Origin of the sequence: Pseudomonas sp. NPDC087639 (assembly GCF_044743385.1) — a bacterium.
GTDB lineage: Bacteria > Pseudomonadota > Gammaproteobacteria > Pseudomonadales > Pseudomonadaceae > Aquipseudomonas.
In genome coordinates this window covers 79,484-94,522 of sequence record NZ_JBIUWI010000009.1, presented here as the reverse complement: position 1 = coordinate 94,522, position 15,039 = coordinate 79,484, and the positions used below count along the sequence as shown (strand labels likewise).

Sequence of the window (15,039 nt, the reverse complement as noted above, 5' to 3'; positions counted from 1 at the left end):
TAAATTTCACTCTGTATATTTCACTGCAACCCCTCATGGAAAAAACACCAATAAAACCTGAGCAACAGAACACAAATTAAAACCAATTAAAAATAAAAAGGGCCGCGAATATATATTCGCGGCCCTGAACTTTCAGTTTGACCTGATATTTCAATGTAACTGTTTTATCAGTGTTTCCACTGAGGCATGTCCTTCATCGCCTCGCGCTGCTGACAATGCGTTGAGCCACTCCCCGGTTCCCCGCAGGTACTGCTTTGCGCGAATCCTGATGCCGATCTGCATCGCTACGCCCTGCTCTTCACCTTGCGTCACGACGTCCCGCACGATCAGGCTGTGAGCGTTGTCCGAGTCAGTGAACACCAATTGTCCGTCGACCAACGACACCAACAGGCGTTCATTGGCGTCCATGTCCAGCATCAGCGTGCAGACGCTGGTGGTTTCTGCTCCCAACGGCCGCCGGGGATCGACCACAATGCAATCCAGCCGTTGCCAGGCTTGCTCCGACACTTGATAACTCAACGCCTGCGCCCCAAACCCCAGGATCAACTTGTCGACCCCGTCAGGCAACATGTCCAGGACATCAGTGACCTCACCGCTCATCTCAAGCGACAGTACTTCACCCTCGCGCCGGGCGTATTGGCCAGGCACCCAAACGGCATGTTCCGACTCTCGACTGGAGTTCAGGCTATCCAGCGGATCGAAGAGCATCGCTATCGACTGGTTGCGCGTGCCAAGAAACACCGCCCACTGGCCATCAGCCCGACCGGAAATATCGAACAGTTGGTCCAGTTCCGGCACAAAGTACGTGTAGCGATCCGAAGAGTTTTCGACGTGCAGAACCGGTGCATGGGACTGTCCTTTGAGCAACGCCTTCAAGCGGGCCTGCAATTGCTGCGGAGTCTGTCCGGCAATAGACACCCATTGTTTTTCGACGCCGACGATACGTGCCGGGTGCTGATCCAGCAGTTCCAGGTTGACGCCTTCGCCGGTACGCCCGAGCAAGCCCTGCCCCTGCACCAGCACCTCGGCAAATGACCATGGGTCCCAGACTTTTTTCGCCATCGGCAACTGCTCGGGGTCCAGCAGCCGGGTGCCCGTGGCAAATGCCCCGCGTAATGCCTCGATCGACACCAGCGCTTGGCGATAGAGTTGCCCGGCCGAGACATCCAGTAGCCAGGCCGCTTGTTTGTCCGGGGTCAGCCCAAGCAACGCCAGTTCTTTGCCGCCAGCGACATCGGCCAGCAGCACCTGCTCCTCGATACACCACACCGCGAGCAACGCGCTGCCGGAAACACTGCCCAAACCGATGATCGGGAAAGGCGCCGCTCGATAGGTGGCGGCCAGCGCAGGTAATGCGCTTAGCCAATCCGGGTGACGTTGCAGCCAACGCTGACCAAGGCCGACAAACTTCAACGTCCCCAATGGGTCGATCTCGAACAAACGACCATCGTTCTTGGTGGCAATGTAACGTTCGCCTGCTTGGGTAACCTCGCTGACGCCCCTTTCGATCACTTCATTTCTATACTCGGCCCCTGCTGTTCGAGGTTCGATACCACGGCTGATTTCCCCGTTTTCTTTACTGTAAAAGAGCATCGCGAAGTCCTGGGGTTGATGCGGCATCAGCATCACCATGTCCGGCTGACTGCCAAGCCCCGCGCGGAAATAGCGGCCGCTGCTCAGGCCAAGCCAGGCCTGATCACGCAGCCCTTCGAGAACGTAGGCACGCGCATGCACAAATCTGGCGAGCCCCCCGGTGCTGATCGCCCCCCCCATGCCAGGCGTTGCATCCTTGAAAGGGCGCGACGTGGCAAAGTGACGTATCAAGGAGGACCAGTAAACCGCACCGGGCTTGTGGACGTAGTCGTGCTGCCGGGATGAGGTCTTGATACCCGTCAACTCGATTGCCCAACCCGTTATCCGATACTCCAGGGTCGTTTCGACCTCGCTCTGTTCCAGCATTCGTTGCGATATCCGCAGAGTACTGTGCGCATCCTGAACACAGCCAATGATCTTTGCACCGCTCGCCGGGTTCATCAGTCGATAGCGGTGGATGACCGTGCCGGTCACCGCATCGACGCGCCAGACCGTTGCATGATCCGGATGGTAGAACCATGCGTGCTGCGCGTTGGCGCCTGCCAGAACAACACCCTCATTGACGGTTTCAGGCAAGTTGCGGGCGTAGAGCAAGCGGTCACGCGCTACCTCATAGAACGCGGTGGTGACGACCGGTTGATTGGCAGAGGTGTAAGGCACCGTGTACTTGTAAAGCGGCACGTATGCCGATACCAAACGCTTTTCCCTGGCCCGTTTACGCATGTGCGAGAGCACCTGCGCTACGGTGCTCTTGGCATCGAGCGAGACAGACAGCAGAAGCAATCTTTTTTCCTGCCAGTCCACCTGGAATAGCTCACCCTTGGCCAGTTCGATCATTCCTTCGAAGGCATTGAGCACAATGCCGTCGACGATCAGGTTCGCGCCGTCGAAAGTGACGCGTTCAAGGGCAGCCCAAGGTGCGTGAATCACCCATTTCGCGTAGCTGACATCATCGAGCGTCACCGCTTTAACCCCGGGCGTGAGCCAGAGCTGATAAAGCCCTGACTGAGCGGTAATCGCATAAGAGATCAGTTTTTTCCATTCCGGCGGCAGCTCCGGAATCAGTAGCTGACGCACATGCTCATCCAGCCGTACCTCGATATGGGTCGGCTTATAGATCGGATGCAACTTGTACAGAATGTGCGGGAACGGTGTATTGACGGTGAAATAGAACCGCTGGTTACCTAGCTCGTCATACTCCAGCTTCTCCACGACGCTGTTACGCAAGTCGGGATACCAGGTTTCGATCCGGTCGTCGAACAGACTCGCCAGCGCCAGGCCGGGGAAAAAACCAGAGAATACCGATGTGGGAACCTCACTCGATGCCCGACTCTCGTGCCGTTCTCCCGACATGGACTGATAGATATATCCTGGCGTTCCCAGTTGGTATTCGTAACCGTAATAGCAGACAGGCGTACAGGGCAGCACCACAGTCTGGATATCGTCGGGGACAACCCGGATCAGGCCAATCTTGCCGGGAAGCTTCAACGCCTCACGGATATCGATTGCCCGGTGAATTTGCATGGGATCGTCGTTGTATTTCGGCAACTCCAAACCACCGCGAACCATGGGATAGAACTTCTGACTGTCAAAGCTCACCTGATTCTTTTGCAGATCCAGCAACGTGATGACGGCCTCGGGTTCGAATCGCAACACCCCGTCCTTGCGGGAGTAACCGGCGGTCCCGTAGGCGTTTTTAACCTTGCGCAAATGTGCGCCCACGCCTTTGGCCTTGTCGCTGATCTGCCCCAGATTACTGGCGATGGCCGTCACGCCAATGCCGACGCCAAGCAACGGCACCGACAGAATCGCCGCAGCGGCGCCCACCGTTCCGCCAACAGCCAGCGCCACGATGTCGAGCCCCAGCGCCGCCACATTGAAGGTCAATTGAGTGGCAAGCCGCGAGCGCTGCTCCTGGTTTTCCGCCACCGTCAGGCCATAAATATCGAAGCCGATATTGATGACTGAAAAGCCGATCCCGCCCACGATCGAAGCCTTGCCCAGCAGCCGTGCCGACAGCGATGACTGGCGCAGGGCCAGCGCTTGCTCACTGGCCGCCACCTGCCGAACCAGGTTGATCAACTGCACAGAATCACTCAACACGCCAAAACCCAACTGGGCATAGCTGACATAGACCTGCACCTGAAGTGCGATCGACAACGCCGGTACCTGACCTTCCCCGGCCTGATATTCGCGATTGCGCATTTCGGTGATCAGGGTCTGGATCGCAAAGGCAAAACTCAATCGACTGCCGCCGTCGGCTTCACCCAAAGCGGTTGGTTTGCCTGCCAGCGTCTTCACCAGACGCTGAATATGCTGTTTGACCTTGCTGAACCGCACATCATGGGTGGTCACCACTCGGGTGTTCTGCGGATTGTGCGCATCCACCAGCGTCACGCTGTAACCCGCGCCTGGCTTTTGTTCAAGCGTATCCAACAGCGGCAAATATTCACCGCCCAGCGAGTGCTCGGTTCGCAGATTGCTGCTGGCCTGATCGAATTCCTGCGCCCAGTAACGGGCGTCCATTTGCGCCAGACTGGCCCCCATCCGCGCGTTTTCGTTCAGCGAGCGCCGGCGCCCCACCGCTTGTTTTTCCCAGACCGAAGCCGTTTTGGGCTCGACTATTGGCCCACTCTGCAAAAAACTGTCGAGCCGCGTATTCGACGCAAGCACTTTGCCGGCGAGCTCTGTGGTGTTCAGTTCAATGATGTTGAACCGCGCTGCCTCTCCATCCGCGAGACCGTAAAGTCTGGCCATCGCGCCGTTATCGCCGGCGAGGTAGCGCTGCATGCCTTGCTTGAGCTGTTCAACCCGTGAAAATCCGTAGATCGCGAAGTTAGGCTCATAAAAACGGTAGACCGTCTGACTGCCCATGAGCATTTTTGCCACCAGCATCGCGTGATTGCCGGTATCGAGCAGCATGACGCTCGGAGCCGTTTTCGCCTCCAGCGTTTGTGCGATGCTTTCCAGGCTGTGAGTGCCTTGGGGCTTGCCGACATCGTTCAACGGCAGCGCTTGCAATTCGTCCAGCGCCGACAGCAACGCCCGTGAGTCGGCGTCTTCGGGGGTCAGGCTGGCATTGGCCACTCGACCGATCAGCGCGCGTTCGGCCGAGTCGCCCTGGGACAGTGCCGCCGCCATCAACAGTGCCAGCGGATAGCACCGACGGCCGGGATCGCCCGGCGTGCGCATCAGTAGATCCTGCGGCATTTGCCTGGCGGAAATGGCCCCGGCCATGAACAGTTCGGCACGAACCTGCGCACCGCGCCTGAGGATCTGCGTGTGATATTCACGTTGTGCGGTGCTGTTGATTTGCCCGATGCGCTCACCCCACTGGTGCAACGTCAAGGGATCTGTCAGAGCCAGTACCTTGAGTTCGCGCGCTGTGTGCGTGCCTGGCTGACGAGCGTTCGCAAGACCCACTTCAAACGCCGGGGACGCGTGTTGGCGCAAGGCTTTTTCGAGCGCGTTGTAACGGGCGAACAGGCCACCTTCGGCGGTTTGCGTTGCCAGGTCCATGGCCTGCTGCCACGCACCGGCAAAACCGCTGGTGTCCAGACGCGTAGCGCCAAACATCCCGCCCAGCACCACGCGCAACAACGGGCTGAGTTGCTCGACCGTCAGCGACCCGTGTGCAACCCGGGTAAACAGTTCGTTCAAGTGGCTGGTGGATTCGGCACCGTGAGACGGCGGCAGCTCGCTGACGGGTTGAGCGAGAATTTGCTGGCGGACGTCGAAACCGATGGCCACTGGTTTATCGAACGTGATGTCACCACTCAACTTGTCCTTCATTGCACGAATGAACGGATCGCCCAGCGTCTCCATCAGTTGTTGCAGGACGGAGGTCAACAGCACTGGCCTGCCTTCGATGAGCGGCCAGCCTTGTTTGAAGGTCAGTGTCTGCCCTTTGAGCAGGTCATTCAGGTCGCCGGCATAACGTGATTTGAGCTTGCCGGTTTGCCATTTCTCCTGTTCTTTGACCAGCCATTTCTCGGGATCATCGTTGACGGTCCAGCCGGAGATCATTTCCTCTTCGGTATTGACGTTGTAGCCTTCAGCCAGCCGCAGTCGTTCCTGGATAGCGACCTGAGAGTCCGCGTGCAGATGCGTTTCAATGTATTGCTTGATGCCAGTGATGGCGGCACCGGGACCGGTCAGGGCGATAGTGCCGCGAGCTTCGATTCGAATACCGTCCTGGTAGTAACCGAAAATGGCCTGCCCCAAATTACCCAAAAAATCCTTAACGGATTGATTGAGCCCCCCTTCTGCTCTTTTTTCATTCAGTACGTTTTCAATGACATCCAGCAACCTGTCGCTTTGCGCCCAACTGACACCTGCCTCGGCAGCCCTTCGTTCAATCGCCTGCAGAGCGTCATAGTTGAAGCGAATCAACTGCATGATTGCCAGGGTCATACCGCTTTGAGCGTGAGCCACAAAATGAGCATTCATTTCCCGGTCGAACTGAGTCCCCATACGAAATCCATTCTTGGGCACTGGGGCATCGCGCGGCGCAACGAATATTTCATGGACATCGGGTTGGCTGCGCGCGAAAGCGAGCAAGGCTTCCTTAACGCGAGCCGGAACCTCGTCGGTTTTATCCACGTAGCGTTGACGGTCCCGACCGGGCATCAACGCCTCGTTATGATTGAGCAAAAGTTGCAACACGCCCAACCGCTGTTCATCACTGAAGCCGCTTATATCCACGCCCCCCAACTTATCGGCCAGCGGCGGCAAGTAATCCATATCGCTGTAACGACCACCCTCCAGATACTCGGCCTGCAACCGCACCACATCACTGGCCGCCGCAAAGTTACCGCGCATACCGACTTCTCGCTGATAGACGTCCTGTAAAAAGTGACCAGAGAACTCATGTTTGACATCCCGCAACTGCAGATCCTGCCCGGCCATCGCCTGATGCGTGTCCAGACAGCGTTGTCGGAAAGCCTCTAGCGTCGCGCGATCCTTGCCGTAAGCACGAACCATCAGCTCGATACGCGCCTCGTCCGTGCGACCCGCCCACTGCGGCTGGTTGAGATAGTCGAACATCTGATTTTTCAAAACCCGGGCGCGGTCTTCAATCATTTGCGATAACTGCCGGGACTGCGTCACGTCACTCCCGCCTGACTCCATTGCATGCACCCTGGCACTGTCGAGAATCACGCGGTTCATCTCAAAAGCCAGTAACGCATCACTGTCGTACCAAAGGTTGAACTTGTAGTCCTGCGGTTTCAAAACCTCGCGCCAGATGTTCATGTAATCGCGCTGGATGTTGCCAACCTCGCTACCGCCTACCCAGACGAAATGCATGATTTTGGGCACGGGCGTAGCAGCGCCCGAGAGCAGGGTTACCGTATCGGACAGCGTCGTCACATACTGTTCTAGTCCGTCGTAGATCTGGTCGATTGCTGAAGGAACCGGTGTAACCTTTTGGCGCAGCAAGGACGCGAGTGTTTCCTGAAACAGTTTTGCCGACAGCATTTTCTCCGCCACATCGACTGCTTTACTTACCCCCTGATAGTGCCTGGCAAGTGCCGCGTACTCGGCAGAACCGGAGAACTCACTCAACACCGTTTGCAGAGTTGAATATTCTTGCGACGAAATAAAGGCAGACCGCCCTTGGTGACTTTCCGAAGTACCCATTACATCCCCATCCTTGAGTTGATAAAGCATTAGACGGACAAAACTATTGGGCAAAGACGAATGAATCAAACGCGAAAAAATTCAAACAATGTCAGGAGAAACATCGAACAACATTCAACTGTTAAGCAGGGATCCATCGGGGATAAACACCGCCGTCCAGTATTGTCTGCTGAAAAGCAAACAAGGCCACGAACCCAATGGTTCGCAGCCTTGTTTATATTCCGGGAAGTTGTACCCGGCGGAGTTAACTTAAGCTCACAAATGCGCGAAGTTACTTACAACTTCTCATGAGCCCTGAAAGAAACACCGTCAGGCATCCGGCTTCTCGCCGTACCAGCGCGGCGTGTAAACCCACTCGCCCCCCGTAGCGCGAGGAAAGGTGCACGTGGTGGACGAGCCGATCAGCACCATTGTGCGCATATCGACCTGATCCGCGGTCAGCGCGCCCAGCGTCGTGGTGCGCAGGGTCTGGCCCGGCCGGCCGATATCGCGGCCCAACACCACAGGCGTCTCGGGGGTGCGATGCTGCGCGACGATCTCCAGCGCACGCCCCAGTTGCCACGGACGGGCGCGGGAGATCGGGTTGTAGAACGCCAGCGCCAGATCCGCTTCGGCCGCCAGATCCAGACGCTTCTCGATGATCGACCACGGTTTGAGGTTGTCCGACAGCGACATCACGCAGAAGTCGTGCCCCAGCGGCGCCCCAGCCTGAGCGGCGGTGGCGAGCGAGGCCGACACACCCGGCAGGATTTCCAGATCGACGCAGTGCCAGGCCGGATCGGTCGATTCGTGCAACGCTTCGAGCACCGCCGCCGCCATGGCAAACACACCCGGATCGCCAGCAGACACCACGATCACCGAACGACCCGCAGCCGCCAGTCTGAAGGCGTGGCGGGCGCGCTGCATTTCTTCGCGGTTGTCGGTGCAATGCTGGATTTGATCGTCGCGGAACGGGCCGGCCATGCGCACGTAGGTTTCGTAGCCGAGCACGTCGGTGGCGCGGGCCAGTTCGGCTTTCACCGCCGGCACCATCAGTTCGGCAGCGCCGGGGCCGAGGCCGATTACCGCCAGGCGCCCGCGTGGGCGACCGATTTGCGCGACGTCCAGCGGCTGCTCGGAAACAGCCAAAGTGATGCCGTGTGCTGAGCCGATAATCGACACATCCGGCAGCGCATGAAGGTCGCTCGTTGCAGCGATAAACCGCAGCGGCACGCCCAACTCCAGCGCCGCTTCACGCAGATTCGCCGCGGCCATTTCAGTGTCGATCGCCACCAGACAGGCCAGCGATTGCACCGCCACTTTTGCCTCGTGCAACGCGCTACGCAGGGTGTTCGGCAGATCCGGCACTTCAGCGCTGACCATCGCCGCGACACTGCGCGGGTAAATCAGCAATTCATTAGCGTTCGCTTCGCGTTCGACACTGCCGATATGGATCGAACGCTGCGCCTGCGGATCTTCCGGCAGCTGTGCCTGCGCCAGCCACGGCGCCGCACCTTCGATGCGTACGGGGTGCCCGGCCAGCAGGTCGGAGACAAACCGCTTGCCCAGTTCCAGATCCGCGAGCGCGTAGCCACTCGGAGGATTGAGCAGACAGGTGCCAAAGCGCAGCTCGCCGCTGGTGGTGATTGCCGCCGCGACTTGCAGCCTGGCCGCGATTTCCCGCGCCATGACATTCACCCCGCCGAGGCCACCGAGCAGCGGCACCACAGCGCTGCCATCTTCAGCGACGGCGAGTACCGCAGGCTCGACGCCCTTCTCCAGCAGCAGCGGCGCCAGGGTGCGGATGACAATGCCGGCCGCGCACAGTGCAATGATCGGCGTGTCCCGCTGATACAACGCGCGCAGGGTCGCGCCGAATTCCTGATAGGTGCAGTCGGCGCCTTCGACCCGACCGGCGAGGCCGTGGATCTGCGCCGCCGGATACACCTGCTGAATGCGCCGCGCGGTGGCCAGGCTGCCCTGACCGAGAATGACAATGGCGGGAGTGGATGGAGTCATCAGCCTTGCCACCGTTCGCCGGGCACGATAATCAGCGAGAAGTACGGCGACGACATCGGCTCGACCTGATCCATCGGCACGATCTTCTGATTGGCCATGGTCGCGCGCTCGACGTACAGCGCCCGTTCGGCGAGGCCGAGTTCTTCCAGCACCTGACGCACTTTGGGGAAATTGCGCCCCAGCTTCATGATCACTGCCGCATCGGCATCGGCCAAACGTCGCTTGAGTTCCTCGTGGGGCAAGACGCCGGAAAGCACCGACAGGCTCTGATTGCGGTACACCAAAGGCGCACCCAGCACCGAAGCGCCGCCAAGCATCGAACACACGCCCGGCACCACTTGCGCTTCGTAGCGGGTGGCCAGGCGATCATGCAGATACATATAAGAACCGTAGAAGAACGGATCGCCTTCGCAGATCACCGCGACATCACGACCGGCATCCAGATGCGCGGCCACAGTCTCGGCGGCTTCATCGTAGAAATCGCTGATGACTTGTTCATAAGAAAGAGGTGCCGGCAACGCTTCAGTGGTCACCGGGTACACCAGCGGCAGCAGATTCTGCGCCTCCTGCAGGTGCGCTTCGATGATGCCGAAGGCGTTGCCTTTTTTACCCTTGGCGACGAAGTACGCGACCACTGGCGATTCGCGCAGCAGGCGCAGGGCCTTGACGGTAATCAGCTCCGGATCTCCGGGGCCCACGCCCAGGCCAATCAAACGACCTTTTGCCTGCATCATTCGATCTCCGTGGCGAGGGCGTTGACTGCCGCAGCGGCCATGGCGCTGCCGCCGAGGCGGCCCTGCATGATCACGAACGGCACGCCACGGCTGTCGGCCGCCAGCGCCGCTTTGGATTCTGCGGCACCGACGAAGCCCACCGGGAAGCCGAGGATCAGCGCCGGTTTCGGTGCGCCGGCGTCGAGCATTTCCAGCAGATAGAACAGCGCGGTCGGCGCGTTGCCGATCACCACCACACTGCATTCCAGATGCGGGCGCCACAGTTCCAGCGCGGCGGCGGAACGGGTGTTGCCCAACTCACGGGCCAGCTCCGGCACGCTCTCGTCGCGCAGGGTGCAGATCACTTCGTTGTTCGCCGGCAGGCGCGCACGGGTCACGCCTTCGGAAACCATCCGCGCATCGCAGAGGATCGGCGCACCGGCGGCCAGCGCATCGCGCCCGGCCTTGCCCGCACCTTCAGAGAATTGCAGACCGTCGACGGCCTCGACCATGCCGCAAGCGTGGATCACTCGCACCGCGAGTTTTTCCAGATCGGCCGGGATGCGCGCCAGATTGGCCTCGCTGCGAATGATCGCGAAGGAGTTGCGATAGATCTCCTGACCGTCGCGGATGTAATCAAGCATCAAAGGGGGCTCCGGGAGCGGCCGGCGAGCAAGGTCGCGGCCGCTTCAATAGTAAGGTTGCGTGCGTGCAGCGCGCCGAAACCCGGCTGCGCTGCATCGCGAAAATAGAGGTCGTAATGCCCGGCACTGACGGCCAGCAAAGTCGCCGGGGCACAGTGGGCCGCGGCGCATGAACGCGGGCAGCCGGACAGATGCACGCTTTGTGCACGGGGCAACAGCGTTGCGAGAAGACGGGCATCATGCTTGGTGTCAGCCAGGCCTTTGCCACAGCCGCTGGAACCGGTGCAGGCGATGATTTTCGACAATGGTTCACAAGCGTCGGTCAGCAGGTTCAGTTGCTTGAGCCCTGCGAGCACTTGCGCGGCATCGCTCGCGCTCACGTTGGGCAGCAGCAGACTTTGCCACGGCGTGAAACGCAGGCTGCCATCGCCGAACCGGCGGGCCAGTTGCGCGGCGCCGCGCAGCATGTCCGGATCGAGGCGACCGAGTGGCGGCACCGCGCCGATGTAGACGAAGTTGGCTGTGTTCTGCACATGTGCGCCGATGTGCAGATCGTCCGCCGCTGATATGCGTTGCCAAGCGCTGATCGCCTTGATCGGCAGGCGCGTCCTGAGCTGTTCAAGAAACGCCAGCATCGGCAGTTCGTCGAGCAAATGGCGCATCCGCGTCTGCTCGGGTCGCGCCAGTTCGAGGAACAACTCCAATACCGCGACCACCAGCGCATGGCCGCTTTCCAGGGCCACGGCGCCAACCGCGCGATCCGTCGGGCAACCCGCGAGACCGAATGCCAGCAGCGTTTCACCGTCGTGCTCGAACGCGGATAACCACAAGTCATGCGGATGTTCGAGCATCGCCAGCGCTTCACCGCCATCCAGTTGCACGGCGAACTTGGCGCTCAATTCATGGAAACGTGGATGGCTTTGCAGGGTGTCGAGGATCTGTTCGGCGAGCGCGCGAGTGTCTAAGCGCATCTGCCGGTCGATCCCGGCGGCCGGGCTGAGCATCAGGTTGCGCACATCGTCGCCCGCCGCCGTTCGCGGGCCGAGGCCAGCGGACAGCAGACTGTCGATCAGTGCAGCGGATTGCTGAGCGATGCCACGAATCTGCAGGTTGGCGCGGTTGGTCGCCTCAATCACACCGCCGGCGAACTGTTCGGCGGCATTGGCCACCGCGTCAGCCTGATCGGCGCTGATCGAGCCGCCGTTGAGTTTGATCCGGCAGATGCCGCCGTCCAATGCCTGGACGATACGCAGCAACCCCGGGCAGGCCGAGGGGCGTATGGCGGTGGACATCGGGCGTTCGTTCAAGGGGCTGACCGGCTGCGTGGGAAAGGCGCTTCGCGGGCGAAGGCGCGGTATTATGCCTGCTTTGTCCGGTGGCATGAAAAGTCTGCCCGTCGGATCGGCCTGTTTAGAGGAATATAGATGTCACCCTGGCTGACGGTAGTGGGAATCGGTGAAGACGGCTTCAAGGGCCTGGGCAAAAACGCCCGGCGCGCCCTGATGGGCGCCTCGCGGATCGTCGGCGGCCAGCGGCAACTGGATTTGCTGCCGGTGTGCATTCGTGGCGAGCGTGAGTTGTGGCCGAGCCCGTTTTCCCTTGCGCCAGTGCTGCAACAACGCGGCGCAGCAGTGTGCGTGCTGGCCAGCGGTGATCCGATGTTCTACGGCGTCGGCGCCAGCCTCGCGCGGCAGCTGCCGGCAGACGAGATGCTGATCCTGCCCGCGCCGTCCTCCTGCGCGCTGGCGGCCGCCCGTCTCGGCTGGCCGTTGCAGGAAGTAGTGACACTGTCGCTAGTGGCCCGGCCGCTGGCAGCCCTCAATGCGCAGCTGTTCAGTGGCGTGCGCCTGCTGCTGTTGAGCAATGACGGACAAAGTCCGGCGGCAGTCGCGCAATTGCTACGCGAGCGCGGCTTTGGTTCGAGCCGGATGAGCGTTCTGGAACATTTGGGCGGCGACGCCGAGCGACGTGTCGACGCCACGGCCAATGAATGGAACGACGCGCCGATTGCCGACCTCAACGTGGTCGCAATCGAATGCCTGGCCGATGCCAATGCTCCACGTTTGTCACGCCTCGCGGGCCTTCCCGACTCGGCTTTCCAACATGACGGCCAACTGACCAAACGCGATGTGCGCGCCATCACTCTCGCGCGCCTCGCCCCGACACCTGGCGAACTGCTGTGGGACGTCGGCGCTGGTAGCGGCTCGATCGGCATCGAATGGATGCGCGCGCATCCGAGTTGCCGCGCATTGGCCGTCGAAGCCGATGACGGCCGCCAACAATTGATCGAGCACAACCGCGATGCGCTGGGCGTGCCCGGGCTGCAATTGATCCGTGGGCGCGCGCCGCAGGCACTCGCAGGGCTGGAGCGCCCGGACGCGATTTTCATCGGCGGCGGTGTGACCCGCGAGGGCGTCTTCGAGACCTGCTGGGAGCAACTCAAACCCGGCGGCCGACTGGTCGCCAACGCCGTAACTCTGCAAAGCGAAATCACCCTGATGAACTGGCGGGAGCGCTACGGCGGCGAACTGACGCGCATCCATATCGCCCAGGCGCAACCGCTGGGCGAGTTCGACACCTGGCGTCAGGCGTTGCCAATCACTCTGCTCGATCTGGTCAAACCTCTTGATGCGTGACGAAACCGCCGAACAACCCGCGCCCCTGCGCAGCGGCCTGACCACCGGCAGCTGCGCCACCGCTACCAGCCTCGCCGCTGCTCGCCTGTTGCTCGGCGGCATCTCGGCCGACGCGGTGCAGATCGTCTTGCCCAAAGGCAAACAGGTGCAGATGCGTCTGGAGTTCTGCCGGTTGACCGACGACGGCGCTGAAGCAGGAACGATCAAGGACGCTGGCGACGACCCGGACGTGACCCACGGCGCACTGCTGTATTCGCGGGTGCGATTGATGGCCGAGCCGGGCGTTCGTTTCAATGCCGGCGCAGGCGTTGGCACCGTGACCCGACCCGGACTGGTGCTGGGCGTCGGCGAACCGGCGATCAACCCGGTGCCACGCAAGATGATCAGCGATCACCTGAGCCTGCTCGCCGCCGAGACCGGTTATGCCGGCGGCTTCGACGTCACGGTCAACGTCGAGGGCGGCGAAGCCCTGGCACTGAAAACCATGAACCCGCGCCTGGGCATTCTCGGCGGCCTGTCGATCCTCGGCACCAGCGGCATCGTCCGGCCGTTTTCCTGCGCGGCCTATATCGCCTCGATTCATCAGGGCATCGACGTTGCCAAGACCAACGGCTACCTGCACATCGCGGCCTGCACCGGCAACGCCAGCGAAGACACCATGCGCCGGGTCTACGACCTGCCGGAAATCGCCTTGATCGAAATGGGTGACTTCGTCGGCGCGGTGCTCAAGCATCTGCGCAAAGTGCCTGTGGATAAACTCAGTTTGTGTGGCGGTTTCGGCAAGATCAGCAAACTGGCGGCCGGGCACATGGATCTGCACTCGCGCCATTCCAGCATCGACTTGCCGCAACTGGCGGAATGGGCGGCGGCGATTGGCGCGGATGAGATTTTGCAGCAGGGCATCCGAGAGGCGAACACCAGTCAGCAAGCGCTGGCCATGGCCAGTGCGGCGGGGATCGCATTGGGGGATGAGGTCTGTCGCCACGCGCTGGAATTCGCCCGCAGTGTGGTGCCGGCACAGGTGCAGGTCGAAGTGTTTGCGATTGATCGTCAGGGCGGCATTGTCGGCCACGCCGGAGGTTTTGCATGAAGCGGATTTTGCTGCTTGGCGGCGTGACTGAAGCGCTGGCCATCGCCCGTAAGCTGGGGTCTGAGCACATTTACAGTCTGGCCGGGGTGGGTCGGGTGCCAACGGATCTGACTTGTCAGGTGCGCGTCGGTGGTTACGGTGGTGCCGAAGGTCTGGCGCAATTCATCCGTGACGAAGGCATCGACCTGCTGTTCGACGCCACCCATCCCTACGCCGCGCAAATCAGCCACAACGCCGCCTACGCTGCGCAACTGGCCGGCATCCCCTGCTGGGCCTTGCGCCGCCCTGCGTGGCAGCCGCAACCGGGTGATGACTGGCGCGAAGTCAGCGACTGGGCTGAGTTGATGACTGCCCTCAAACCGTTCCACCGCCCCTTGTTCACCTTGGGCCGCGAGCCACTGCAACACCTCGACGAAATCCCTGCGGATCAATTCTGGACGCTGCGCGCCCTCGACGTTTATCCCGGCAACGAACACTGCGAAGTCATCGCCGCTCGCGGGCCGTTCCTGCTGGAAGATGAACGCGCGTTGTTCGAGCGGCAGCAGATCGATGTGCTGATCAGCAAGAACAGCGGCAGTGCGGCGACTGAGCCGAAGCTGGAAGTGGCGCGCGAGCGTGGGGTGCCAGTGATGGTGTTGAAGCGGCCGGGATTGCCTGGGGTTGATCGGGAGTTTGGATCGGTGTCTGAAGTCCTTGATGCCTTCTCTGCGTCAGACGTTTCCTGA

The 15,039-nt window shown here is 60.8% G+C and carries 8 protein-coding genes; 3 read left to right on the top strand and 5 right to left on the bottom strand.

Annotated features, from left to right (window positions below; genetic code table 11):
• Positions 1-150: 150 nt before the first annotated feature.
• From ACIOVB_RS06640 to cobG, 5 genes are all read right to left on the bottom strand, one after another.
• Positions 151-7,233, bottom strand: a complete 7,083-nt coding sequence (locus ACIOVB_RS06640) for a TcdA/TcdB pore-forming domain-containing protein (protein WP_401265999.1) — start codon at positions 7,231-7,233, stop codon at positions 151-153.
• A 309-nt stretch (positions 7,234-7,542) separates the two neighbouring features.
• Entirely contained in the window at positions 7,543-9,231 is a 1,689-nt protein-coding gene (cobJ, locus tag ACIOVB_RS06635) for a precorrin-3B C(17)-methyltransferase (RefSeq protein WP_401265998.1), read from the bottom strand.
• Positions 9,231-9,965, bottom strand: a complete 735-nt coding sequence (locus ACIOVB_RS06630) for a precorrin-2 C(20)-methyltransferase (RefSeq protein WP_370872600.1) — start codon at positions 9,963-9,965, stop codon at positions 9,231-9,233. The genes cobJ and ACIOVB_RS06630 overlap by 1 nt, the downstream gene beginning before the upstream one ends.
• On the bottom strand, positions 9,962-10,588 hold the full coding sequence (locus ACIOVB_RS06625; RefSeq protein ID WP_401265996.1) for a precorrin-8X methylmutase: 627 nt from the start codon (positions 10,586-10,588) through the stop codon (positions 9,962-9,964). Before ACIOVB_RS06625 ends, ACIOVB_RS06630 begins: the two co-directional genes overlap by 4 nt.
• Positions 10,588-11,880, bottom strand: coding sequence for a precorrin-3B synthase (gene cobG, locus ACIOVB_RS06620; protein WP_401265993.1), 1,293 nt, complete (start codon positions 11,878-11,880; stop codon positions 10,588-10,590). The genes ACIOVB_RS06625 and cobG overlap by 1 nt, the downstream gene beginning before the upstream one ends.
• 132 nt (positions 11,881-12,012) lie before the next feature.
• Between cobG and cbiE the strand changes: the two genes are divergently transcribed.
• The 3 genes from cbiE to ACIOVB_RS06605 are packed head-to-tail and all read left to right on the top strand — an operon-like array spanning position 12,013 to position 15,039.
• Positions 12,013-13,224 carry a precorrin-6y C5,15-methyltransferase (decarboxylating) subunit CbiE gene (gene cbiE / locus ACIOVB_RS06615; protein WP_401265992.1) on the top strand — a complete coding sequence of 404 codons (1,212 nt, stop codon included), beginning with the start codon at positions 12,013-12,015 and terminating at the stop codon, positions 13,222-13,224.
• Entirely contained in the window at positions 13,217-14,314 is a 1,098-nt protein-coding gene (locus tag ACIOVB_RS06610; RefSeq protein WP_401265989.1) for a cobalt-precorrin-5B (C(1))-methyltransferase, read from the top strand. The genes cbiE and ACIOVB_RS06610 overlap by 8 nt, the downstream gene beginning before the upstream one ends.
• Entirely contained in the window at positions 14,311-15,039 is a 729-nt protein-coding gene (locus tag ACIOVB_RS06605; protein ID WP_401265987.1) for a cobalt-precorrin-6A reductase, read from the top strand. Before ACIOVB_RS06610 ends, ACIOVB_RS06605 begins: the two co-directional genes overlap by 4 nt.

Excerpts from the sequence above, each read along its gene's own strand:
- ACIOVB_RS06640 (WP_401265999.1), bottom strand. The coding sequence starts at position 7,233 with ATGGGTACTTCGGAAAGTCACCAAGGGCGGTCTGCCTTTATTTCGTCG.
- cbiE (WP_401265992.1), top strand. The coding sequence starts at position 12,013 with ATGTCACCCTGGCTGACGGTAGTGGGAATCGGTGAAGACGGCTTCAAG.
- ACIOVB_RS06605 (WP_401265987.1), top strand. The coding sequence starts at position 14,311 with ATGAAGCGGATTTTGCTGCTTGGCGGCGTGACTGAAGCGCTGGCCATC.
- ACIOVB_RS06630 (WP_370872600.1), bottom strand. The coding sequence starts at position 9,965 with ATGATGCAGGCAAAAGGTCGTTTGATTGGCCTGGGCGTGGGCCCCGGA.
- cobG (WP_401265993.1), bottom strand. The coding sequence starts at position 11,880 with ATGTCCACCGCCATACGCCCCTCGGCCTGCCCGGGGTTGCTGCGTATC.
- cobJ (WP_401265998.1), bottom strand. The coding sequence starts at position 9,231 with ATGACTCCATCCACTCCCGCCATTGTCATTCTCGGTCAGGGCAGCCTG.
- ACIOVB_RS06625 (WP_401265996.1), bottom strand. The coding sequence starts at position 10,588 with ATGCTTGATTACATCCGCGACGGTCAGGAGATCTATCGCAACTCCTTC.
- ACIOVB_RS06610 (WP_401265989.1), top strand. The coding sequence starts at position 13,217 with ATGCGTGACGAAACCGCCGAACAACCCGCGCCCCTGCGCAGCGGCCTG.